The organism is Pantoea sp. CFSAN033090, assembly GCF_001264395.1.
Lineage (GTDB): Bacteria > Pseudomonadota > Gammaproteobacteria > Enterobacterales > Enterobacteriaceae > Pantoea > Pantoea agglomerans.
Genome location: NZ_LGYX01000001.1, coordinates 24,309 through 46,358 on the forward strand (window position 1 = coordinate 24,309; position 22,050 = coordinate 46,358).

Annotated in this window: 22 protein-coding genes; 10 read left to right on the plus strand and 12 right to left on the minus strand. The window is 53.4% G+C overall.

The features are described 5' to 3' along the window. Positions 1-380 precede the first annotated feature (380 nt). Entirely contained in the window at positions 381-1,916 is a 1,536-nt protein-coding gene (locus tag AFL22_RS00110) for a SpoVR family protein (RefSeq protein WP_010260586.1), read from the plus strand. Between the two features lie 41 nt (positions 1,917-1,957). Here the strand turns inward: AFL22_RS00110 and fadR are convergent, their stop codons facing one another. Further along, on the minus strand, positions 1,958-2,677 hold the full coding sequence (fadR, locus tag AFL22_RS00115; protein ID WP_010670276.1) for a fatty acid metabolism transcriptional regulator FadR: 720 nt from the start codon (positions 2,675-2,677) through the stop codon (positions 1,958-1,960). A 483-nt stretch (positions 2,678-3,160) separates the two neighbouring features. Between fadR and dsbB the strand changes: the two genes are divergently transcribed. Further along, complete coding sequence (gene dsbB / locus AFL22_RS00120; RefSeq protein WP_010260580.1) at positions 3,161-3,691, plus strand: disulfide bond formation protein DsbB; 531 nt, start codon at positions 3,161-3,163, stop codon at positions 3,689-3,691. 632 nt (positions 3,692-4,323) lie between these two features. Here the strand turns inward: dsbB and AFL22_RS00125 are convergent. The 3 genes from AFL22_RS00125 to AFL22_RS00135 all read right to left on the minus strand — a co-directional run bounded on the left by AFL22_RS00125 (position 4,324) and on the right by AFL22_RS00135 (position 6,087). Next, positions 4,324-4,770 (minus strand): YcgN family cysteine cluster protein, encoded by a 447-nt coding sequence (locus AFL22_RS00125; RefSeq protein ID WP_010260578.1) that lies wholly within the window; start codon positions 4,768-4,770, stop codon positions 4,324-4,326. Positions 4,771-4,835: 65 nt separating this feature from the next. Beyond that, positions 4,836-5,495: a fumarylacetoacetate hydrolase family protein gene (locus AFL22_RS00130; RefSeq protein WP_010260576.1), complete on the minus strand. Its 660-nt coding sequence runs from the start codon at positions 5,493-5,495 to the stop codon at positions 4,836-4,838. A gap of 316 nt (positions 5,496-5,811) precedes the next feature. Next, complete coding sequence (locus AFL22_RS00135) at positions 5,812-6,087, minus strand: YcgL domain-containing protein (RefSeq protein ID WP_010260572.1); 276 nt, start codon at positions 6,085-6,087, stop codon at positions 5,812-5,814. Between the two features lie 155 nt (positions 6,088-6,242). Between AFL22_RS00135 and minC the strand changes: the two genes are divergently transcribed. Genes minC through minE form a run of 3 tightly spaced genes read left to right on the plus strand, consistent with a single transcriptional unit; the run spans position 6,243 to position 8,069 of the window. Further along, complete coding sequence (gene minC, locus AFL22_RS00140; RefSeq protein ID WP_010260571.1) at positions 6,243-6,950, plus strand: septum site-determining protein MinC; 708 nt, start codon at positions 6,243-6,245, stop codon at positions 6,948-6,950. A 33-nt stretch (positions 6,951-6,983) separates the two neighbouring features. Further along, positions 6,984-7,796, plus strand: a complete 813-nt coding sequence (gene minD, locus AFL22_RS00145; protein ID WP_010260569.1) for a septum site-determining protein MinD — start codon at positions 6,984-6,986, stop codon at positions 7,794-7,796. A 3-nt stretch (positions 7,797-7,799) separates the two neighbouring features. After that, complete coding sequence (gene minE, locus AFL22_RS00150; RefSeq protein ID WP_008925314.1) at positions 7,800-8,069, plus strand: cell division topological specificity factor MinE; 270 nt, start codon at positions 7,800-7,802, stop codon at positions 8,067-8,069. A 53-nt stretch (positions 8,070-8,122) separates the two neighbouring features. On the opposite strand, the gene rnd is transcribed toward minE, so the two are convergent. The 6 genes from rnd to AFL22_RS00180 all read right to left on the minus strand — a co-directional run bounded on the left by rnd (position 8,123) and on the right by AFL22_RS00180 (position 15,525). Further along, a complete protein-coding gene (gene rnd / locus AFL22_RS00155; protein ID WP_052270521.1) occupies positions 8,123-9,244 on the minus strand; it encodes a ribonuclease D in 1,122 nt (373 codons plus the stop codon). A gap of 98 nt (positions 9,245-9,342) precedes the next feature. Beyond that, positions 9,343-11,019, minus strand: coding sequence for a long-chain-fatty-acid--CoA ligase FadD (gene fadD / locus AFL22_RS00160; protein WP_010260565.1), 1,677 nt, complete (start codon positions 11,017-11,019; stop codon positions 9,343-9,345). Positions 11,020-11,228: 209 nt separating this feature from the next. After that, complete coding sequence (locus AFL22_RS00165) at positions 11,229-11,825, minus strand: Slp family lipoprotein (RefSeq protein WP_052270522.1); 597 nt, start codon at positions 11,823-11,825, stop codon at positions 11,229-11,231. Between the two features lie 60 nt (positions 11,826-11,885). Further along, a complete protein-coding gene (tsaB, locus tag AFL22_RS00170) occupies positions 11,886-12,584 on the minus strand; it encodes a tRNA (adenosine(37)-N6)-threonylcarbamoyltransferase complex dimerization subunit type 1 TsaB (RefSeq protein WP_052270523.1) in 699 nt (232 codons plus the stop codon). 44 nt (positions 12,585-12,628) lie between these two features. After that, positions 12,629-14,545 carry an ATP-dependent DNA helicase gene (locus AFL22_RS00175; RefSeq protein ID WP_010260556.1) on the minus strand — a complete coding sequence of 639 codons (1,917 nt, stop codon included), beginning with the start codon at positions 14,543-14,545 and terminating at the stop codon, positions 12,629-12,631. A gap of 242 nt (positions 14,546-14,787) precedes the next feature. Further along, a complete protein-coding gene (locus AFL22_RS00180; RefSeq protein WP_052270524.1) occupies positions 14,788-15,525 on the minus strand; it encodes a carbonic anhydrase family protein in 738 nt (245 codons plus the stop codon). 1,858 nt (positions 15,526-17,383) lie between these two features. On the opposite strand from AFL22_RS00180, the gene AFL22_RS00185 reads away from it, so the two are divergent. Then, positions 17,384-18,058: an ATP-dependent Clp protease proteolytic subunit gene (locus tag AFL22_RS00185; protein WP_052270525.1), complete on the plus strand. Its 675-nt coding sequence runs from the start codon at positions 17,384-17,386 to the stop codon at positions 18,056-18,058. A gap of 395 nt (positions 18,059-18,453) precedes the next feature. On the opposite strand, the gene AFL22_RS24180 is transcribed toward AFL22_RS00185, so the two are convergent. Continuing rightward, positions 18,454-18,621, minus strand: coding sequence for a hypothetical protein (locus tag AFL22_RS24180; protein ID WP_010260551.1), 168 nt, complete (start codon positions 18,619-18,621; stop codon positions 18,454-18,456). Positions 18,622-18,971: 350 nt separating this feature from the next. Between AFL22_RS24180 and AFL22_RS00190 the strand changes: the two genes are divergently transcribed. Further along, complete coding sequence (locus tag AFL22_RS00190) at positions 18,972-19,331, plus strand: hypothetical protein (protein WP_010260549.1); 360 nt, start codon at positions 18,972-18,974, stop codon at positions 19,329-19,331. 67 nt (positions 19,332-19,398) lie between these two features. Continuing rightward, the gene (locus AFL22_RS00195; RefSeq protein WP_003852699.1) at positions 19,399-19,743 is read left to right on the plus strand and encodes a RidA family protein; all 345 of its coding nucleotides are present in this window, start codon (positions 19,399-19,401) and stop codon (positions 19,741-19,743) included. Between the two features lie 11 nt (positions 19,744-19,754). Here AFL22_RS00195 and AFL22_RS00200 read toward each other — a convergent pair whose 3' ends face one another. Further along, positions 19,755-19,949 (minus strand): YoaH family protein, encoded by a 195-nt coding sequence (locus AFL22_RS00200; RefSeq protein WP_010260545.1) that lies wholly within the window; start codon positions 19,947-19,949, stop codon positions 19,755-19,757. Positions 19,950-20,059: 110 nt separating this feature from the next. Between AFL22_RS00200 and pabB the strand changes: the two genes are divergently transcribed. Beyond that, positions 20,060-21,439, plus strand: a complete 1,380-nt coding sequence (gene pabB, locus AFL22_RS00205) for an aminodeoxychorismate synthase component 1 (protein ID WP_052270526.1) — start codon at positions 20,060-20,062, stop codon at positions 21,437-21,439. After that, positions 21,423-21,986, plus strand: coding sequence for a CoA pyrophosphatase (locus AFL22_RS00210; RefSeq protein ID WP_022625545.1), 564 nt, complete (start codon positions 21,423-21,425; stop codon positions 21,984-21,986). Before pabB ends, AFL22_RS00210 begins: the two co-directional genes overlap by 17 nt. Positions 21,987-22,050: the final 64 nt, after the last annotated feature.

Consider the following 22,050-nt stretch of genomic DNA (forward strand, 5'->3'; position numbering starts at 1 on the left):
AACTAAAATCTTGTCGCGCGGCCAATTTCAGCGCTTTATGCGTCTTAATCCTTAAACACAGAAATAAATGACAACGAAGGCAGTTAAATCTGCCTGTTGCAGGAGATTCATTCAACCCCATACATTCCGCTTATAAACAGGATTAGATTCCGCAATTTATAATAAGGCTAGTATTAAAGGCTGTTAAATTCTCTGCCGCACCACTCTTAATGATTTTGTGCCAAAGAATTCGTTTGAGTTCGCATTTCGGATAAGCGACAGTGGGCTATCATTGTTGTGTTCGCTCAGTTTTTTTCGGGTTCCCTTTTTCAGGATGAAGCCTTAAATAACCAGAACGGGTTGTCTTTCGGGTCAGCCGGTTTGCAAAAAAGAGGTGCGCTATGACGACAATCTTTGACGAAGCCATCAGAGACAGCAAACGACTCAATGACGGACCAGACTGGACATTCGAACTGCTTGATGTCTACTTAGCCGAGATCGACCGGGTTGCTAAACTCTACCGGCTTGATACCTACCCGCACCAAATCGAAGTGATTACCTCTGAACAGATGATGGATGCCTACTCCAGCGTCGGCATGCCAATCAACTATTCACACTGGTCATTCGGCAAAAAGTTTATCGAGACCGAACAGCGTTATAAGCATGGTCAGCAGGGTCTGGCCTATGAGATTGTCATCAACTCTAATCCCTGCATCGCCTACCTGATGGAAGAGAACACCATGACCATGCAGGCGCTGGTGATGGCGCATGCCTGCTATGGCCATAACTCTTTCTTTAAAAATAACTATCTGTTCCGCAGCTGGACGGATGCCGGGTCGATTGTCGATTACCTGTTGTTCGCCAAAAACTATATCAGTGACTGCGAAGAGCGCTATGGCGTCGAAGAGGTAGAGCGCTTGCTCGACTCCTGCCATGCCTTAATGAATTATGGCGTCGATCGCTATAAGCGCCCGCAGAAGATCTCTCTGCAGGAGGAGAAGGCGCGGCAGAAAAGCCGTGAGGAGTATCTGCAAAGTCAGGTGAACACCCTGTGGCGAACGCTGCCACGGCGTGAGAAAGAGACCGTGACCTTTGAAGCCGCGCGCTATCCCTCTGAGCCGCAGGAAAACCTGCTCTATTTTATGGAGAAAAACGCCCCGCTGCTGGAGTCATGGCAACGTGAGATCCTGCGTATTGTGCGCAAGGTGAGCCAGTATTTCTATCCGCAGAAACAGACCCAGGTAATGAATGAAGGCTGGGCGACATTCTGGCACTACACCATCCTCAATCACCTCTATGATGAAGGCAAAGTGTCGGAACGCTTTATGATGGAGTTCCTGCACAGCCACACCAACGTCGTGTTTCAGCCGCCCTATAACAGTCAGTGGTATAACGGCATCAACCCCTATGCTTTAGGGTTCGCGATGATGCAGGATATCAAGCGTATCTGTCAGTCGCCGACCGAGGAGGATCGCTACTGGTTCCCGGATATCGCCGGTTCCGACTGGCTGGAAACGCTGCATTTTGCGATGCGCGAGTTCAAGGATGAGAGTTTTATCAGCCAGTTCCTGTCGCCGAAAGTCATGCGCGATTTCCGTCTGTTTACCGTACTGGATGATGACCGCAACAACTATCTCGAAATCGCCGCGATCCACGATGAGGCGGGCTACCGGGCGATTCGCCAGCAGCTCTCCGCGCAGTACAACCTGAGTAATCTCGAACCGAATATTCAGGTCTATAACGTCGATCTGCGCGGTGACCGTTCGCTGACTCTGCGCTATGTGCCGCAGAGCCGCACGCCGCTGGATAAAAGCCGTCGCGAGGTGCTGAAGCATGTGCATCGTCTGTGGGGATTTGATGTGATTCTGGAACAGCAGAACGAGGATGGCAGCGTAGAGCTGCTGGATCGTAATCCACCACGTGGTTCATCACTCTGATGGGATAAAAACAAAAAACCGGACGCGATGTCCGGTTTTTTTTAACGCTTACTGCCGAGATCGTCAGGCAGATTCTTCTGCATACTGTGCCAGATTTCACCGCTGCGGCGGCCGTAGTTGCGCACCACGTCCACAATCTCATCCTGTCCGGGCTCTTTGTCGCACAGTTCCAGCAGTTTGAGATAGAAATCGCGCGCGACCTGACGGGCTTCCGGATTAGAGAAGTAGTGGCGGCCAACGCGGGTATAGAGCCCTTTCAGGCCATTCAGAATCAGACCGTAAATCGGGTTACCTGACGCAAACGCCAGACCGCGGAACACCCGGTAGTCGAGTTCGGTATAGGCATCAGCCTGATCGGCAGCCGCACTGACGGTTTCCAGCACTTCGCGTGCTTTGTCCGGATGATGGCGCAGCGCACGGCTGATAAAGATCGATGAAATGTTGCTGCGTACCGACAGCAGGTTGTCGATCAGCACCGGAACGCTGTCGTGATCGAGACGGGCCAGCGTTTCCAGAATATTCAGGCCGGACGTCTCCCAGAAATCGTTCACCCGTGTTGGTTTACCATGCTGAATAGTCAGCCAGCCATCGCGCGCCAGGCGCTGCAGCACTTCACGCAAGGTGGTGCGCGTCACCCCAATCAATTCAGAAAGCTCACGCTCAGCAGGAAGAATCGACCCTGGCGGAAAGCGACTGTTCCAGATGCTTTCAATAATATACTCTTCAGCAAATCCCGCTGGACTCTGAGCCTTTATAACCATAGCAATGTGTTCTCGTTGCTTTTCTAATCATGATGGGCACTCATCATACCAGACGCCCTATAGCGGATATAGCCTGCGTAACCATTAAAACCGGGCGCAGGCGCATATTTCCGCATGCCTGACCGCAGTATCAGCGGCTTCAGGATCACGGGCGGGCTGAACGACTTTCTGCGCTGAAATAGCGCGTGCCACAGCACCGCGGAGTGTCAGCGTTCAGCCACCCTGAAAGCGCAGGACTTTGACAGCATATAACCCGCGTCTGCCGTTTCGCCTCCTGCCGCATGCGATCGCCTCTGTCGCCGCTGCGGATCTCCCCGCTCTTCACTGACGGTCGTTCTGCAGATAAGGTCTGGCTTATCCTCATTTAACCTGCTCTGGATCAGAATCAGGTCATGTTTGCACACGATTTTTCCCTGTCCCTGGCTGGTTTGCAAACGCTTTTGGTTTACACTGCGTGGCATTAACGTTTACAGGGAATGCAATATGTTGCGATATCTGAATCAATGCTCACGTGGTCGCGGAGCCTGGTTACTACTGGCACTGACTGCACTTGCACTGGAATTGACAGCACTCTTTTTTCAGCACGTAATGGGCCTGAAGCCCTGCGTGATGTGTATTTATGAGCGCAATGCGCTGTTTGGTGTGCTGGGCGCGGGTCTGGTTGGTGCGATTGCGCCAAAATCGCCGTTGCGTCTGGCGGCGCTGGCGTTGTGGATCTACAGTGCCTGGGAAGGTCTGCGTCTCTCTTATGAACATACCATGATTCAGCTGCACCCTAACCCCTTCACCACCTGTGATTTTGCTGCCCGCTTCCCCAGCGGCTTACCGCTGGATAAGTGGCTGCCGTCGGTGTTTCTTGCCAGCGGTGACTGTGCAGAACGCAGCTGGACTTTCCTGACGCTCAGCATGCCGCAGTGGATGATTGTGGTGTTCGCCGGTTATCTGCTGGTCGCGGCGCTGGTGCTGATAGCCCAGCCGCTGAAACCTAAACGCCGCGATCTCTTTGGTCGCTGAGATCAAAAAAGGCTGCCACTGGCATAATGCTGGTCAGTTAAGCGACAGGTGATAACGCAGTCTGGTGCCGGGCAGGGGCTGGCGGTCCTCGCGCCGCTGCGCGGTTCCTTCACTTCATTCCTCTGCCTGACGGACCGCCGGGGATGGCACATCCTGTGCCGCCCCGCCTTTCGCCCGCGTCCTGCGGGCTCTCCTGGCAGACTCATTCTGTTCAGCGCTGCGGATTGCCTGCCCCTGCCCGGCACCAGCCTGCTCTGAAACTTCAGTGTGTATTGTTAAAAAGGGCACGAGAGTGGAGGCCTGAGCGCCTCTGCTGCTGAAAGGGCTATCCGCAGCGCTGAGGCGTGACGGTGGGCCAGAAGTCCACGCCGGGAAGCGTGGACAGGTCGGGGCCGGCCAGGGATGGCCGATCCCCGAACGGTTCGTCGGCACGACGTCAAAGCCGAAGGTACCGCGTGAGCGGCGCGAGGACGGCCCGGCAGCAGCAGAGGTGCGCAGGCACGCGCTGCGGCTTGCTCGCCCGGAAAAAAAGCTGCCACGTTTGACCGTGACAGCCTTTACAAATCTAATCTTAACTGACCAGCATTATGCCACTGGCAGCCTTTTTTCTGTTCCGATTGATAGCGCGGCACTCAGCCGTTGCGATCGGGGCGATCAATAATGTGATCTTCCCAGTCCCGCACTTCACTCTCACGCACCGCAATATACCGCACCGAAATACGCTGCGCATGCATCGCTGTTTTCGAACCGGCCCGCAGCGGATGCCATACGGGTAAATCTTTGCCCTCACCCAGCAGCCGGTAGGCGCAGGTGCGCGGCAGCCAGTTGAAGGTCGTCAGATTTTCGCGCGTTAACTTGATGCAATCCTCTTCAAGCTCGAAGCGGCGCTCATAGTTGCGGCACTGGCAGGTTTTAATATTGAGCTGATCACAGGCGACATTGGTGAAGTAGATCTCATCGGTGTCGGCGTCCTGCAATTTGTTCAGGCAACACTGTCCACAACCATCACACAAGGATTCCCATTCCTCATCGCTCATTTGTGCCAGGCGTTTTTGTTGCCAGAAAGGGGTGTCAGTCATGATGATTTGTCCGGATTGTGCCTAAACCGCACCTTATAAAGCCTATGCGGCGGTGATGCAAGTTTTTAGAGTACGCGCGTGCTGATGCCGTGACCCGCCAGTGAAACTTCCAGCTGATCACCCGAGCGCATCGGGCCTACCCCTTCTGGCGTACCGGTCAGAATCACATCGCCTGCACGCAGCGTAAAGTAGTGGCTCATATGGGCAATCAGCGGCAGGATTTTATGAATCATGTCTTCGGTGTTGCCGTGCTGACGCACTTCACCGTTCACCAGCAATTTAAGCTCGACGTTCTGCGGATCGCCACTGAATTCCGTCACCGGGATAAAACCAGAGACAGGACAGGCGTTATCAAAGCCTTTGGATTTTTCCCACGGCTGGCCCGCTTTTTTCAGCCCGGCCTGCAGGTCACGCAGTGTCAGATCCAGCGCCACGCCATAACCTGCAATCGCCTTAGCCACATGCGCATCGGTCGCCTGCTTCAGTGTCGCGCCGATCAGCACCGCCAGTTCAACTTCATGATGGACCTCGCCAAACGCGTCGGGAATAGAGAGCGGCTGACGCAAATCACACAGCGCCGTTTCCGGCTTGATAAAGATCACCGGTTCGGTTGGGGTTGCGCTGCCCATCTCTTTAATGTGCTTTGCATAATTACTCCCGACGCAAACCACTTTGCTGACCGGAAAATCTAACAGAGCGCCTTGCCAGTTACGATGCTGATACATGCTCATCCCCTGTTCAGGTTAGGTGTGATGCCAGCGCTGCTGGCGGGTTGATGTTTGCTCATGCGTTGATCGAAATGCCAACCTCATAGCGTGATAATAAGATCCTTTTAACGGTCCGGGTTGCGTAATTTGTCAGAAAGCGTAAATGCAGGCGTTGAAGTGCTGAATAATCGTACAAATCAGGAGAAAAAATTGAGCAGGGAATTTAAAAAGGGGTGAAACAGATAAGCTGCACCGTTAATTTTGCGCAGCATCAGGGCAATATTACCCTGCCAGGATCGCACCGACAGGATTTATATTTACAGAAGAATCCGAGTTAAAGTTTTTTATCGGCCTGTAAATGAATGTTGAGGAGACTTTCAATCGGCGGAGGGAGCTGTAAATAATAGCCCTGCTCGCTTAATCCCTGCTTAACTTTATTGATATCCGCATTAGCCAGCCTGTCCCGCCCCGCCAGCTTAAGCACCATCGCCAGCTGCGGCTTGCCAAAGCCTTTCAGCAATTCTTCCGGAACGCGCGAGAAATCGTCCTTTTTTTCAACATAGAGATAAGTCTGGTCACGTAACGGGCTTCTGTAGATCACACAAAACATATTTTTTACTCGAATTAACCGGCGTTGAGGCTTGTCTGAATATAGCTGTAACTATAACATGCTTGCAGAACTTCGAATATTCACCGTTAGCGCTTCAACGATGATTTTATCATCGCCAGGCTTTCGGTAGTGAAAACAGGACTGAGTCGGGACAGATGTCGCAAACGCCAATCGAATTCAAAGGTAGCAGTTTCACCCTGTCTGTCGTCCATTTGCATCACCATGACCCTGCGGTGATTCGCAAGGCACTCCAGGACAAGATTGACCAGGCTCCAGATTTCCTGAAAAACGCGCCGGTGGTACTTAACGTCTCGACATTAAGTGCCGATGTTAACTGGAAACTGTTGCAACAGGCGGTTCTCGCCACCGGTTTACGCATTGTCGGCGTAAGCGGCTGCAAAGATGAAGCGCTGAAACGTATGATCGCCCGTGCCGGCCTGCCCGTGCTGGCAGAAGGTAAAGAGGCCAGACCGCAAGCCGCCGCGCCGCAGCCAATACCAGAACCACTGCCGGCTGTAACCGAAACGGTAGCAACGAAAACCCGCATCGTGAACACCCCGGTGCGCTCGGGCCAGCAGATTTATGCGCGTGACGCCGATTTGATCATCACCAGCAGCGTCAGCGCCGGCGCCGAACTGGTCGCCGATGGCAATATTCACATTTACGGCATGATGCGCGGTCGCGCCCTGGCGGGTGCCAGCGGTGACCGCAACTGCCAGATTTTCTGTACCAACCTGGCTGCCGAGCTGGTCTCGATTGCCGGAGAGTACTGGATCATGGATCAGATCCCGCAAGAATTTTTTGGTAAAGCTGCGCGCCTGTGCCTGCAGGATGGCGCGCTGACTATCCAGACACTTAATTAGGCCCCTTTTCTTTTGTTAAGGAAATCAACATTTATGGCACGCATTATTGTAGTTACATCCGGTAAAGGGGGCGTTGGTAAGACCACGTCAAGCGCGGCCATCGCCACCGGTTTAGCGCAGAAAGGCAAAAAGACAGTTGTGATCGATTTTGATATCGGTCTGCGTAACCTGGATTTGATCATGGGCTGTGAGCGCCGTGTGGTCTACGACTTCGTTAATGTAATCCAGGGCGATGCCACACTGAACCAGGCGCTGATTCGCGACAAACGCACGGAGCAGCTCTACATTCTGCCTGCGTCGCAGACCCGTGATAAAGATGCGCTGACCCGTGAGGGTGTAGAAAAAGTTCTGAACGATTTGGCTAAGATGGAGTTCGATTTCATCGTCTGTGACTCACCGGCAGGGATTGAAACGGGCGCACTGATGGCGCTCTACTTTGCCGATGAAGCCATTATTACCACCAACCCGGAAGTCTCTTCTGTCCGCGACTCCGACCGCATCCTCGGCATCATCTCATCCAAATCCCGTCGCGCTGAAAACAGTCAGGACCCGGTGAAGGAGCATCTGCTGCTGACCCGCTATAACCCTGGCCGGGTGAACCGTGGCGATATGCTGAGCATGGAAGATGTGCTGGAGATCCTGCGCATTCCTCTGGTCGGCGTGATCCCTGAAGATCAATCGGTGTTACGTGCCTCTAACCAGGGCGAACCGGTGATTCTTGACGGCGAATCTGATGCTGGCAAAGCCTATGCCGATACCGTTGAACGGTTGCTCGGTGAAGTACGCCCCTTCCGCTTTATCGAAGAAGAGAAGAAGGGTTTCCTGAAACGCCTGTTCGGGGGATAAACCATGGCATTACTTGATTTCTTTTTATCCCGGAAGAAGAACACTGCCAATATAGCCAAGGAAAGGCTGCAGATTATCGTGGCAGAACGGAGAAGGGGCGACAGTGAGCCCCACTATCTTCCGCAACTTAAGCGCGACATTCTGGAAGTGATTTGCAGATATGTGAAGATCGATCCAGAAATGGTAACGGTTCAGCTCGACCAGAAAGGTGATGATATCTCGATTCTGGAGCTGAACGTGACGCTGCCGGAAACGGATGAAGTGACTAAATGACGCTGACCGTTTGCTGAATTTCCCCTGCGCTCTGGCAGGGGAAATTTAACCGGTTAACAACCCGCCAGAATCTCCTCAATGCCGGGTTTCAGCAGTTCGCCCCGCCATCCGGTGAGTAACTCCGGCTGACGTCCCTGCGGCTTCAGGCCCCAGTGCTGACTTAATACCTGATTAATCTGACGTCGTGACGCCAGTAGCTCCTGACTGAATCCACTCTGCTCGCTCACCTGCTGCACCAGCGCTTTCATCGCTTTAAACACTGGCTTGTAGTGCGGATGGTCAATCAGATTGCCCAGCGGAGCCGGCAGTTCGCTCTCATCCAGCGCGTCAGCTTCTGCCACCAGCGCCACCAGGGCTTTGCCGTGGAAACGAATCTCGTGGCCTGACAGCCCCAGATGATCCAGCTCGCCCAGCGAGCCGGGCATAAAGCGCGCCACTTTCCACAGGTGCTCTTCGCGCACCACAAAGTTAACGGCCATATCTTTTTCACGCGCCAGCTTCAGACGCCAGGCCGCCAGTCGCTGTAACGCCGCCAGCTGACGCGGACGTAACTGCCAGGCATTGGTAATATCCCGCCAGGCTTCATCCGGCGACAGGCTATCCAGACGACGCTGACACAGGTTATCGCACTCACTGAGTGCCGCCGACATATTGCCGGCCTCTTCCGTATTGATCATCAGCTGACGGGCAATCGGCAGCAGATAGTGAACGTCCGCCGCCGCATACTCGCACTGACGCTGGGTCAGAGGGCGCGCCAGCCAGTCCGTGCGTGATTCACTTTTATCGAGTTCGACCTGAGTGAAATGTGCCACCATTGAGGCAAAACCCCAGGAGAGCGGCTGGCCAGAAAAGGCAGCCAGAATCTGGGTATCGATCATGGGCGTCGGCAGCACGCCGAAACGGTGCAGGAAGACTTCCAGATCTTCACCCCCGGCATGCAGGAATTTGGTGACGCTGGTGTCGGTCAGCAAGGCAATAAAGGGTGACCAGTCACGGATATTCAGCGGGTCAATCAGCACCAGTTGCTGATCGTCGAACAGCTGGATCAGGCCAAGCTGAGGGTAGTAAGTGCGGGTGCGGACAAATTCGGTATCCAGGGCCACCGCCGCGTGCTGGCGCGCTTTCTGACACACGTCTGCCAGTTGATCATCCTGGTCGATAAGGGAATAGTTCACGTCTGATTTCCACCGCAGCCAACAACGCGCGGCGCTCCATGTTAAAAACAATAAAAACGCCGGACATGCCGGCGTTCAACCTCAATTTCTGCCCGGATTCAGCTCGCGCCGGGTTTCGCCTCGTCGCGCAGCTCACGCCGCAGGATCTTGCCGACGTTGGTTTTAGGCAACTCATCACGAAACTCAATGATTTTCGGCACCTTGTAACCGGTCAGCTGACGGCGACAGTGATCGAGCACCTCTTCTTTGGTGAGCGATGCATCTTTTTTCACGATGCAGACTTTTACCGCTTCGCCAGAAAGATCGCTGGGCACACCGATAGCCGCGGCTTCACGCACTTTAGGATGCTGCATCAGCACGTCTTCGATTTCATTCGGATAGACATTAAAACCTGATACCAGAATCATATCTTTTTTGCGGTCAACGATGCGAATAAAGCCTTCCTGGTCAACGGTAACAATATCACCGCTGTGGAGCCAGCCATTTTTCAGCACTTCCGCTGTCGCTTCCGGATGCTGCCAGTAGCCCAGCATCACCTGCGGGCCGCTGATGCAAAGTTCGCCCGGCTCACCCGGAGGAACTTCATTGCCGTCATCATCCAGAATCAGCACATCGGTCGAGGGCACCGGCAGACCGATACTGCCGGTATGACAGCTGATGTCATAGGGATTGACCGACACCAGCGGAGAACACTCTGTCAGGCCATAGCCTTCCAGCAGATAGTGTCCGGTCAGTTTTTCCCAGCGCTCGGCCACCACTTTCTGCACCGCCATTCCGCCACCGGCAGAAAGACGCAGCGTTGAAAAATCGAGTTTATTAAACTGCTCATCGTTGAGTAGCGCGTTAAACAGCGTATTCACGCCGGTAATGGCGGTAAACGGAAATTTCCCCAGCTCTTTAACAAAGCCGGGGATATCGCGCGGATTGGTGATCAACAGATTCTGACCGCCCAGCTCCAGGAACAGCAGGCCATTCACCGTTAAGGCGAAGATGTGATAAAGCGGCAGCGCGGTGACAACACACTCTTTACCGTCACGCAGCACCTTGCCGTAGGTCGCGCGTGTCTGCTCAAGATTCGCCTGCATGTTGCGATGGGTCAGCATCGCCCCTTTGGCCACGCCAGTGGTGCCACCGGTGTATTGCAGGAAGGCGAGATCGTCATTGGAGACCGTCGGGCGTTGATAATTGAGCGTTTCGCCGACTTCCAGTACGTGGCGAAATGAGATTGCCCCCGGCAGATGGTATTTGGGCACCAGCTTCTTCACATACTTAACGACAAAGTTAACCAGTGTCGCTTTTATTGGCGCCAGCTGATCGCCCATCCGGGTCAGGATGACGTGCCGCACAGCGGTTTTCGCCACCACTTTTTCCAGCGTGTGCGCAAAATTCGAGACAATGACAATCGCACTGGCCCCACTGTCATTGAGCTGATGCTGCAGTTCGCGCGGCGTATAGAGCGGATTCACATTGACCACGACCATACCTGCACGCAGCACACCAAACAGGGCCACCGGATACTGCAGTAAATTCGGCATCATCAGTGCCACCCGGTCACCCGCTTTCAGGCCCAGCTGTTGCTGAAGATAGGCGGCAAAAGCGCGGCTCTTCTCTTCCAGCTGACGATAACTCATCTTCTGACCCATGTTCAGGAACGCGGGTTGATCGGCGTAGCGTTTTGCGGCCTGCTCAAACAGATCCACCAGCGAGGTGTAACGATCTGCACTTATTTCGGCAGGCACATCTGCCGGGTAGCGTTTCAGCCAAACCTTATTCAAGGATCCACCCCGATAATTATGTTGTATTTCCATCGCTGCCTCAGCCAATCTGGTTTGTTAACAATATTTTAACTGATTGTACCAGTTTGCCTGTTTTGGCATGTTGAGGTTGCGAAGTGCATCACTAAATTTCGTGCTGATAAAACAGGCAAATAAAAAGCCCGGCAGCGAGCACCGCGACCGGGCTGATACTTAAATGTTTTTTGCACTTACTCGGTCAGAATGCTCTGCACCTCTGCCGGCCCACTGTTCATCATTCCCCAGTAGGGATTCGGACCCCAGTATCCACCGCGATGGCGGGTCGGACCATACCAGATCCAGGGATCCATCGGCTGGGGTGGTGCTGTCACCTGCTGGGTAAGTCGCCAGCGCTGATAACCGCGCACATCGATGACCGCAAATTTATAATCCGCTTCACCAATTTTGCCCTGCTCTGTCCCCTTAAGGGTACCCAGCACCGTCACATACTGGTTTCTCACATCCACCGGATCAACAAAACCGCGGATATCGGCATAAATCCGACCGACCGAGGCCGCACCCAGACGCGGTCTGGCGCTATCATCCAGCGGCTGCGCAGCAATCTCAAGCCGGGTTTTGCCGTTCAGGTTAGTGACATTCACTACCTTGCCGCCAAAGCGAGATTCCTGCCCGACAAAGAGCGAAGGATTGCTCATGACCCGCAACAGATCCTGCTGCGGCTGAGGTGAGCTGCCCTGCAGCGTGTCAGGAATTGAGACACAACCGGTTAACGCCAGCACACAGGTCAGCAGCAGACCTGAAAGCCCTTTACCACACATTGACGACATAGACGTTCTCCCGTTAGGTAAAGAGTTAGACTGGACGCATAACAATAAGTTGCGTGCATTTTACCGGCCAGGTAATTTTTTCCAGGCGACTTCATTACGCAGATAAGTGGGCTCCGCCGTTTCCGGCAGCAGCGTCTTCCCCTGCGCCAGCGCAAGGGTCGCCAGCGGCAGCATATCTTCTGCAGCGGGCAGCGTAACGTCACTGGCGTTCAGGGTAAGCTCGTGTCCCTGCTGCAGGGCAGGATAAGCCTGCCAGCCGGTGCCTGCGGTCATCCATTCGCCAGTGAGCGCCTGCATCCGGGCCAGTGCCGCTTCGGGCGACAGCACGCTTTCGCTGGCCTCACCCTGCCAGGCACCCTGTTCATCACGCTGGTATTCGGCCCAGTAGACCTCGCCCATCCGCGCATCAATAGCGGTTAATACCCGGGTAGCACCGTGCAGACGCCACGCGCCTTCCGCCAGCGTGGCCAGCGTGGAAACCGCGATCATTGGCAGTGAAGCGCCCAGTGCCAGTCCCTGCGCAATACCAATGCCAATCCGCACGCCGGTAAAACTGCCAGGGCCGCGACCAAAGGCGAGCGCGTCCAGGTCGGTCAGTTCCAGCTGCTGTGCCAGCAGTAGCTCTTCGATCAGCGGTAAAATACGCTGGGTGTGATCGCGCGGGGCAATTTCGAATCGGGCATCAATCTGTTGCTGATTCAGCAAGGCGGCTGAACAGGCTTCTGTCGCCGTATCCAGCGCTAAAATTCGGGCTGACATGACTACCTCAGAAGAAAGAAAACGGCGCGCATCTTAGCATAAAATTACGCGTCTGGTTCGGGTTGCTGGCGGATAAAGGCGATGGCGCGGGCAATGTCCCGGGTGCGCGGCGTCGGCGGCAGGCTATTGAGAAACAGCGCGCCATAAGGACGAGAAACCAGACGCTGATCGCAAATCACCAGTACGCCACGATCGTCGGTATCGCGAATTAAACGTCCCACGCCCTGCTTCAGGGTGATCACCGCATCCGGCAGCTGCACATCCGTAAAGGGATCGCCGCCACGAATCCGGCAATCTTCCATTCTGGCTTTCAACAGCGGATCTTCCGGTGAGGTGAACGGCAGTTTATCGATGATCACCAGCGACAGCGCATCACCCCGTACATCCACGCCTTCCCAGAAACTGCTGGTCGCCACCAGCAGGGCATTGCCCTTATCGATGAACTGTTTCAGCAACTGACCCTTGCTGGTTTCACCCTGCACCAGCACGGGCAGCGTCATTGAGGCGCGAAATTCTGCGGCCAGCTCACGCATCATCAGGTGCGACGTGCAGAGAAAGAAACAGCGGCCTTTATTGGCATCAATCAGCGGCTTCATCATTGCGGCCAGCTGGCGTGCACCACCCGGACGGTTAGGCTCAGGCAGATTGCGCGGAACGCAGAGCAGCGCCTGCTTCGCAAAATCGAACGGGCTGTTCAGAATCAGGCTTTTTGCTGCATTCACACCCAGCCGTTCGGCGAAGTGTGCCATTTTCTCATCCACCGCCAGGGTGGCTGAGGTGAAGATCCATGCAGCCTTACGATTATCCATTACTTCACGGAAGCGTTCTGCCACCGAGAGCGGCGTCAGCGCCAGGATAAAGTGACGTGAGGTACATTCATACCAGTAGCTGTAGCCCGGCTCGTTAATCGCCCGCAGCCGTTTTAACCGGCCACGGTAGAGTGCGGCTCGCTCGAAGGCGGCATCCAGCAGGGCTGAACGGCCCAGTGAGAGTTTGATAACGTCGTAACAGAGCTCAAGCGCATCATCCAGCAGCGTAAACATTCGCAGGATGTTGTTATCGCTCAGCAGTTCACGCAGGTTACCGCGATAGCCGGGATCGCCTAATGACAGGCGAAAATCCTGCGCGCACTGCGCCAGGCGGTCAGCGGATTTCTGCAGCTGCTGAGCATCACGCACCTCGGTGCGGTAGGCGGTAATAATATCTTTGGCGAGATCGAGTAACTGGCGGCTGGAGAGCTGCTGACCAAAATACTGACTGGCGATATCGGGCAGCTGATGGGCTTCATCGAAGATCATCACATCAGCTTCGGGAATAAGTTCGCCAAAGCCGCCCTCTTTCACCACCAGATCGGCAAGAAAGAGATGGTGGTTCACGACCACCACATCGGCGTCCATAGCGCGCTTACGCGCTTTGACCACAAAGCACTCTTTATAGCGAGGGCAGTCAGTGCCGAGGCAGTTATCGTTGGTGCTGGTGACCAGCGGCCAGACCGGGCTGTCTTCGGTCACGCCCGCACAGCTGCTGATGTCGCCATCTTCCGTCTGCGATGACCAGCTGCGCAGCGTCACCAGATCGGTCAGCCCCTGCGCGGTGAGATCGCCGCCCGCCATCGATTGCTGTTCCATGCGTTCCAGGCAAAGGTAGTTGGAGCGTCCTTTCAGCAAAGCCGTTTTACCTTTGAAATCCAGCGCCTTGATCATCGTAGGCAGATCGCGGCCATAGAGCTGATCCTGCAGCGCCTTGGATCCGGTGGAGACAATGACTTTTTTACCGGCCCGCAGAGCGGGAGCCAGGTAGGCATAGGTTTTTCCGGTGCCGGTACCGGCCTCGACCACCAGTTCACCCTGCTGTTTTACGGCTTCAGATACCGCCTGCGCCATCTCACGCTGTGCTTCACGCGGCTTAAAGCCTGCGATCGCCAGCGCCAGCGCGCCATCCACTGCAAAATCGTCTGCCACATACCCTCACTAAGAACGGCAAAAACACTGTAATTATGTCAGTATTGGATCAACAAAGCAAAATTGATAATTATCAATAGCTTATCTATTTTTAGCCGTTGGGAGTGTGGCAACCAGTGGCTCAGGATCGCGTCTGAAAGATGGGAAAAAGGCGGCAGGTGGCCGCCTGAAAAGAGTCTCTCGCAGCATCGGGATGCCTGGTGGAAAAGTCGCACCGCGAAAGGAAGCAGAAATCGCTGTGACTACTCTACAATCATGCGCCCATTGAGATGCTGCAACGGACGATTATTGGTGGTTTTCAGCGCCTGTTTAAAGGCGTCGAGCTGCGCCTGAGAGAGCGAAACCGGCTGTTTCAGCACCAGCCAGCGAATCCCCTCGCTGCAGGGCGGCGTCGTCAGGGAGCCGCTGAAACGATAATAGTGCAGATCTTCCGGGAAGAGATCGCGTAAATTTACCTGGCGATTAATGGTTACCTGCTGGTTTTCCTGTTTCGGCATAGCGTCGATCAACGGTGCCAGCGCCGGATTCTCTTTACCGACCTTAAACATCACCGCGACCACGGCCAGATCGCCATCTTCTTTGCTGTGTACAAAGTGGGCTTCCAGGGGAAAGGTGTGCCCATTAATCTGGTTCTCACTCGGCGTATGGAAGTGATACTGACGCAGCGTGAACTTTTCACTATCCAGTACAAAATCATCTTCTTCGTCAACGGTCACCTGAATCGTGTGCCCATTGTTGATCACCTTCTCAGCCGACGTATGGTAGGCCAGATCGAGTGCCTGTAAATGCCCCTCAATCGGATCTTTAATATTGATAGGCGACTGGGACTTACCTTCGTGGCAGATGTGGAAGTCGCTGGTCAGTTCGCTCCAGTGTTCCGGGCCAGCTTTGCCTTCGTACGTCCAGTGCGGTTCCGCCGCACCGGCTACGTTGAGGGTAGAAAGCGCCACAACCAGACTTAACATTTTTGGTAATTTCATTTTTATCCCTGCTTTATAAGCTTATTTGCGGCAGGGATACTATTCCGCTGACTACTGAATCAGCAAGGTGACAAAATGCGTTAAATCAAAATCAGAACGAATAAAGAGTTTATAATTACAATCAATGTTAATTTAATTAAGAAACATCACGATGTGACGTTTTTAAGCACTTCAGTAAAGGGTTGATATCAATCTCTCTGAATAAAAGAGTTTCATTTTTCTGTATTTATCATTTTGATCGTCGAAACGAGCCGGGAGGGAAATTTTGCACTAAATTCAGGCGACGTAAGAAACCGCAAAACTGCACGCAGGCGGTTTTGCGGTGCAACGCGATAACGCGTCATAAAAGATTATGCAGGTGACGCTAGACATCCTTTTCTAATGGTTCCTCTTCTTCATCTTCTTCCTCATCTTCAGGATAAATCTCAGCGTCATCGGGCAGCGGCTCATCGTAATCAGGGCGTTCAGACATAAATTCCTCCGGTGTCAGATAGCAATTTTGCTATGCCCTTTGAGTGTAGCTTACTCCTGCCATCTGTTTTGCAAGGCTCGCAAAAGATATCAGAAATGCGGGCGCTGCCGCAGACTCTGCTTCGCCACTGCGTGAAACAGCCTTGCGTCACAGCCGGTGCTGATAGCGTACCGGTTAATCGGATGCCCATTCGCCTCCCCCAGCCGCGTTATCATTGACGTCAGTCTGATAGCGGGTTTAATAATTCGCCGCTGAAAAAACTGTGTTTTCAAAAAAACCTCTTACTCGTTTAATGAATAAAAGGCCGGAACTTAACTGCCTATAATACAGGGACACGAAAAGTTAATGATGCGATTCAAAGCACAATTATGCACAAAGAAAGGTAACATTAAATAAAAACTCAACAGGAGTAGCATTAAACATCGTTATGTTGTTATAAGAAAAAATCCCTGATATAAAAGAGACAGAATTTAAACGTAACCTGTGAGCATTAGCGGATTGAATATTTCCTCTGATGCAGCCACGCTGACTTAACAGATGGTAGAGAGGTAATTAAAAATTCAGGCGTTCTGTTATCTCTCACAGGCAATAAAAAATTGTCGCCGGATGAGTCACATCACAATAGAAACCATGCCCCACGGCATCCGTCCTCTTTAAAAGGCCGTTTAAGACTATCTCGCTAAAGATATCCATTAATGTAAATGAAGTGGGGTTTTATATTATAAGTTAAATGGGATGTAATCTGGCTGTTGCTACCCTGTTGCATCTATCCGTCAAAATGGACACCATTACCTCAACAAGGAGAAATATCATTGTTCCCTAAATTACCCCGGTATAGCTTAGTGATTCTGACGCTGAGCGGTTGCGTTACCAACGATGAGGTCAAACTTAACCCAGTTGGTCAACATAGTGAACCTGTCATGCCGCATATAAACCAGGGAATCAGCCCTGCACAGCGGCGCGCGATTATGTCCGGCGAACAACCAGACTGGTCTGACGTTTATCCTCAGCGAATCAATAAAAACTCGTCAGCTGTCAGGAAATGATCTGCACGTCGTAGCAGTTAACGTCGTTACTCCACCACTCACATAGCGTAAAAAACACTGTGGAAAATAATCAACACGTCGATGATGTCTCCCTATGGGATTGGATTGTCACATTAATTTTAACCGGCATACCCGTATTAAATTTTTTCATGCTGCTTTACTGGTCCTTAAACCGAAGGACTAAACGTTCAAAGAAAAACTACGCCAGAGCGAGTTTATTATTGATATTCATCGTACTCATCTTCTATATCATTACCCTGGAAGTTACAACGGGCTATTTTCTTTTTAAACATTACTGATCCTTAAACTGACAGCGTCATACCCTTAAATGGAGTTTTTTATGGTGCGTTATTTCACTTTTATATTATTTGGCGTCACTTCGGCTTGCTGCATAGCAAAAACGTCAGTGGTGATGAATAACACCCTGAAGGCACAAGAGATAAAATCGGCAAAAATTGTTTACATTGGCGAGGTTAATGGCAATAAAGTGGCAGAATTGATGGCAGGCATCGATGATATTAATGCAAGTTACCCTGCTGTAAAAGAAATATCGCTTTATATAAACAGCTTTGGCGGTGATATGGAAGCTGGCTATATGGGCGGCCAGGCCGTCAGGGGGTCAAGGATTCCGATAAAAACCATCAATGCCGCAATGACGGGTTCGGCGGCCACCCTGATTTATTGCTCAGGGGCGCAAAGGGAAACATTACCCAGCGCAACGTTTTTAATCCACCCTGCAGCGAGTCAAAACATTCAGAGCAACTATCTGAAAAAAAATGAAGTCATTTTACTCAGCAGAGATATCGATAATGTCAGTAAAATATTCAGGGACACCTATGCATCCTGTTTCAAAGATGACGGGATAGAGATAGATAAAGCCTTATTCAGTGAAGACAACCGTATTTACCTGCGTTTTCCAGAATCTGTAAAACAGGGTATTGCACAAAAACGTGTTGAAGGAATCGCCCCCGCTGATGTCGCTTATTACATCTTCACTTCAGAGGCCAGCGGCTAGCGGCTAGCGGCTAGCAAAAATAACGTTATTTATGCCTGCTGGACGAATACTTTTTATCAGATATGCGCCGCCTGGACAGATGGGCGTGCTGGCGGGGAGACATATCGAGCCGTTAGCGGGTAATCCAGAGAAGAACATAACGCAGACGACGTTCAGATGGGGCGCCGCAGGATCTCACCATCAATATCACGGTGGATTTTCGCAGTAAGCGCTACCCTTGCATGGTGAGTTTTTTGAGCAGCAATAGCAGGGTGATTCAACACTGGCCAGATAAAAAGCGGCAAATAAAGCAGGCCGCTCAGCCAGATACGGCTTATTCTGGTACAGGGCGTTTATCTGTTTCTGGCTGGTGACCTGATATCACGATTATTAGCGACGCTGCTGTTGCGACCTGCTTATAAGCGGACGTACAACGCGCCCGCCAGCATAACGATGAACAGAATAGCGAAGGTAATAAAGCCCTGCTTACTGCCACGGGACAATCCAACAAATGCCGAAACCACAATAAACAGCAGCGTCAGTGCGCCGACCATCACCCAAAAAAGATACTGCGTATTCGCCATGCCTGAATCCTCATCCGTAGCGCGATTTATCTGCTGTTTTATAACATTTTTATGCCGCGCGTGCCCTCACTTCTCCCGCTCTTTCGACGCTTTATGCTGCTTTAGTGCAGCAGGGCTGAAACAGTGACAACGTCCGCGGCTCATGATCATGATGCAGACAGTGTGATGCAGTTAGCAAATGCAGAGGAACGCAGCGAGTAAACAAACGCGCGGATTATAATGATTAAATCAGCTTACCGTTGGGATGTGGCACCCGTAGGCTGACGTGCTGAGACTGGTTTAACATTGCCGTTCAGGCGGTGTAAAACAGATGGCCTTAACCCGACTGCCTGACTCAGGCGGAGGAATGTATGAACTGTTTCCGCATCGGCTCTCTGGCTGGCGTGCTGCTGCTCTGTGGCTGCCAGGCACCCACGCCTGATCAGGCTCGTCTGCAGCAGCCTGTTTTTCAGGGTCAAAGCACCCGCACCGTCCCTCAGCTCAGCGACTGTATTTATCGCGGCTGGTCCACCACCAGCGTCATTGCCAGAGATAACACCACCCACACCCAGCCCAACGGCAGCGAGATCAGCGTTTTTACCTGGGAAGATTCGATTTTTGCGGATGTGTCGCCCCGCCGAAAAGGGGCTGAGGTGAAATATTTCACGACTTTCCGGATGGCGCCTCAGGTGATGGCGGACAGACAGGCGATTGTTGAGCGCTGCCTGTAAAGCGTAAGGGGTGACAGCGATGTCGGGAGTGTGCCAGGCTAATGCGCAATTAACCAGGGAGAAACCGATGAGTATTACCCGCATTGACCCGGAACACCGTATGTCCGAAGCCGTGATCCACAACGACACGATCTATTACACCAGTGTGCCTGAGAATCTGGATGCCGATGCAGAAGCGCAGACAGCCAATGCGCTGGCAGTGATTGATGCGATTCTGACACGGCTCGGTAGCGATAAAAGCAAAATCCTTGATGCGACGCTGTTTCTGGTGGATAAGGCCGATTTCCCTGCGATGAACCGCGCATGGGACGCATGGGTCTCTCCAGGTAATGCGCCGGTGCGCTGCACGGTACAGGCCGGTCTGTTGAATCCGAAGTACAAAATCGAAATTAAAATTATCGCTGCACGTTAAAACGCCGGGCGTTATTCCTCTTCGTTTTCTTCATCTTCGTCTTCGAATAGCGCCCGAATCCGTTCGCCCTTGAAATTTTGTCGGATCTCCTGCGCCACCTGGGTGATCGCTTCACCGCTCGACAAACCTCCCGCCATCAATTCCTGAATACGTTCGACGGCCTGCTGCTGCTGCTCATGAGAGAGAGCCGGTATTCCTATAAACATGTTTCACTCCTGCGTTGGGGCAGACAGTATCCCACGCGGAACTAACAGGTGCCAGTCAGGAAAAAATATGGCAGTCTGACCGCCTCTTTGCTCTCTGATTTCTCTGCCCGATGATTGTTGAAACCCTCAGTCTTGATTATACCCCGGATGCGCTGACTCAGCGTTTTGCCCCGATTGCCCATCTGCCCTGGGCGATGCTGCTCTCCTCCGCGCAGGCGAACCACAGTGACAACCGCTTTGATATTCTGACCGCCGATCCCCGCGCCACCCTGGTGACCCGCGGTGCGATGACTATCCTCAGCGACCCGACCGGCACGACCGAATCAACCGCCGATCCCCTGCTGCTGGTGCAGCAGCAGTGTGATGCGCTGGGCGTGACGCCGGCTGCCAGCGATGCCCTGCCGTTTCAGGGCGGTGCGCTGGGCCTGTTTGGTTATGATCTGGGCCGCCGGTTCGAGTCGCTGCCTCAGCAGGCCGCAGCCGATCTCACCACGCCTGACATGGCGGTGGGTATCTATGACTGGGCATTGATTGCCGATCATCATCAGCAGACCCTGACGCTGGTGGCGTTAAAGAACGCAGAAGAACGCGCCGCCTGGCTGGCGCAATGGCCTGCGCGCGAGGCCGCACCCTTTTCACTGACCAGCCGCTGGCGCTCCAACCTCAGCTATGAAGATTACGCTGCGCGTTTTGCGGCGGTTCAGGCCTATATTCAGGCGGGTGACTGTTATCAGGTTAATCTGGCGCAGCGTTTTCAGGCCGGTTACCAGGGTGATGAGTGGCAGGCGTTCAGTATACTCAACGCAGCTAACCGCGCGCCGTTCAGCGCTTTTCTGCGTCTGCCGGAGAGCGCAATCCTTAGCCTGTCGCCGGAGCGCTTTCTGTCGCTGAATAATAAGCAGATCGAAACCCGACCGATCAAAGGTACCCGGCCACGCTGTGACGATCCGATTGCTGATGCGCAACAGGCTGAGTCGCTGCGCCATGCAGAAAAAGATCGGGCCGAAAACCTGATGATTGTCGATTTGCTGCGCAACGATATTGGCCGCGTGGCGCTACCCGGCTCGGTCACGGTGCCTGAACTGTTTGTGGTTGAACCCTTCCCCGCCGTACACCACCTGGTGAGCACGGTGCGGGCGCAACTGCCTGATACCCTGCAGGCCACCGATCTGCTGCGCGCCTGTTTTCCGGGCGGCTCGATTACCGGTGCGCCCAAGATTCGGGCGATGGAGATTATTGATGAACTGGAGCCGCAGCGGCGCAATGCCTGGTGCGGCAGCATTGGTTATCTCAGCCTGTGTGGCCGGATGGATACCAGCATCACCATTCGCACGCTGATCGCTGAAGGTCAGCAGCTCTACTGTGCGGCGGGCGGTGGGCTTGTTGCAGACAGCGATCCCGAAGCGGAGTATCAGGAAACACTCGACAAAGTCAGCCGGATCTTACCGGCACTGGAACAAACCGGAGGTTCAGTTGGCCCTGACGCTTGATGATTTCCGCAGCCGTTTTCTGTTGCAGCAGCCAGCCCGCAGCACACAATTGCTATCCGGGCGCCATGCGGCGGTGCTGGTGCCGATTGTGGCACGGCCTGAACCCGGTCTGTTGCTGACGCAGCGCTCACACGCCTTGCGCAAACATGCCGGACAGGTCGCCTTTCCCGGCGGGATGCAGGATGACACTGACGCATCGCTCATCGCCACAGCACTGCGTGAAGCACAGGAAGAGGTTGGCATTGAGCCGCATCAGGTCGAGGTATTAGGCGCTCTGCCCGCCGTGACCAGCAGCACCGGCTTTCAGGTGACGCCGGTACTGGGGATCATTCCGGCCGATCTGCGATTAACGATTAATCCGGATGAGGTGAGCAGCGCCTTTGAGATGCCGCTGGCCGAGGCTTTGCAGCTCAGCCGCTACAGCGCGCTGGAGGTGCATCGGGCTGGCGTTCGCCACCCGGTCTGGCTGTCGCGCTATCAGGATTATCTGGTGTGGGGCATGACCGCGGGTATTATCCGATCACTGAGTGCTCAGATCGCATTCTGAGACCTTTCTCGTTTTTCTCTCTCCGGCCCGTCAGGTTACTGGCGCGCTGCGCTATAATTTTTTC